Here is a 1,552-nt window from a genome sequence, read left to right on the forward strand (position 1 = left end):
GTGGCCATATCAGCCCGATGATCCACGCTGCACAAAATTCAAAAAGCATAATGATGTATCTGTTATTAATCCCGGTATTTTTAATTCTATTACCCGTTTACACGACAGGTTATTTTATATCGGAATGTTTATGCTGGCAGCCACGTTGGCCAAAGGTGATTAGACAAGCAGGCAAAAAAGGCAAACCCATACCCAAAGAAACAACCTTATCAGACTATCCACTTGATGTGCAAAAAGGCATTTTAGAAAGCCGATTAGAGTGGTGCGTTTTGGATGAAAAAACCGGAAAATACGTTGATTACGGTAATAGTGATTAAAAAAAGGGATGTAAAGGTTAATGTATATCGGTGAATATTTATTATGGTTTGGCAACTCCATAAAAAAAGAAACGCGAAAAAAATTAGAAATGAGTCATAGCAGTAATGATATGAAACTCAGCGAAGTTGAAAAAGATTGGACTAAAGAGTCAGTCAGTAATAACCCAAGAGCCATTGGTCCGTACTATGCCTATAACGATCGCTATCTCGAGATTCGTGGTGGAATGTTTGAAAATTTTCGAGGGATTGTTACTTGGATAAGTTTATTGATATTTTCTGCTCCTGTATTTAGCATGTTAATGGCATTAACAATAGCTTCAAGGTTATATAATCATGAAAGAGGAAATGTTGCTTCTGGTATATTTACAATAATGTTTTTTTTAATAGTTACTTCAATTTTAATATATTTGTGCATCCGCTATTTCCGTTATGTCTATCGATTGGAACTGTTTACCGTACGCCATATACGGGTACGGTTTAATCGGGTAACAAGGCAAGTTTATATTCAGCGCCCTAAATATTGCGGCGGTACCGTTGTATTTAAATGGGAGCATATTATGCCAGGTAACTTTGGTGACAGTGGTTCGGATATGAATGGCACCAATATGGTGAATTTAATTGTTTTTCATCCTTATAAAACGGGTTTTCCTATTGCTCACTCAGTCGGGATAGGGAAAAATACCTATAAAGGTCAAGACTATAAAGATGAATGGGAATTTATTCGCTGTTATATGGAAGATGGCCCAGAAAATTTACCCAAACCAAGACTTAGCACCCATTTACCAATGCCATTTCATGGATTAGGTGGCCATATCAGCCCGATGATCCACGCAGCACAAAATTCAAAAAGCATAGTGATGTATCTGTTATTAATCCCGGTATTTTTAATTCTATTACCTGTTTACACAGCAGGTTATTTTATATCGGAATGTTTATGCTGGCAGCCACGTTGGCCAAAGGTGATTAGGCAAGCAGGCAAAAAAGGCAAACCCATACCCAAAGAAACAACCTTATCAGACTATCCACCTGACGTACAAAAAGGCATTTTAGAGAGCCGATTAGAGTGGTGCGTTTTGGATGAAAAAACCGGAAAATACGTTGATTACGGTAATAGTGATTAAAAAAAGGGATGTAAAGGTTAATGTATATCGGTGAATATTTATTATGGTTTGGCAACTCCATAAAAAAAGAGACACGAAAAAAATTAGAAATGAGTTATAGCAGTAGTGATATGA

General features: G+C 36.7%; 1 protein-coding gene and 1 pseudogene. Both read left to right on the forward strand.

What is annotated here, in order from left to right; translation table 11 throughout:
• A pseudogene (locus H3T96_RS14530) lies at positions 1–317 on the forward strand (hypothetical protein); the annotation flags it as partial.
• Between the two features lie 20 nt (positions 318–337).
• The gene (locus H3T96_RS14535) at positions 338–1,438 is read left to right on the forward strand and encodes a DUF6708 domain-containing protein (protein ID WP_144093569.1); all 1,101 of its coding nucleotides are present in this window, start codon (positions 338–340) and stop codon (positions 1,436–1,438) included.
• Positions 1,439–1,552 lie beyond the last annotated feature (114 nt).

The organism is Gilliamella sp. W8136, from assembly GCF_016101285.1.
In the GTDB taxonomy this organism is placed as follows: Bacteria; Pseudomonadota; Gammaproteobacteria; order Enterobacterales; family Orbaceae; genus Gilliamella; species Gilliamella apicola_N.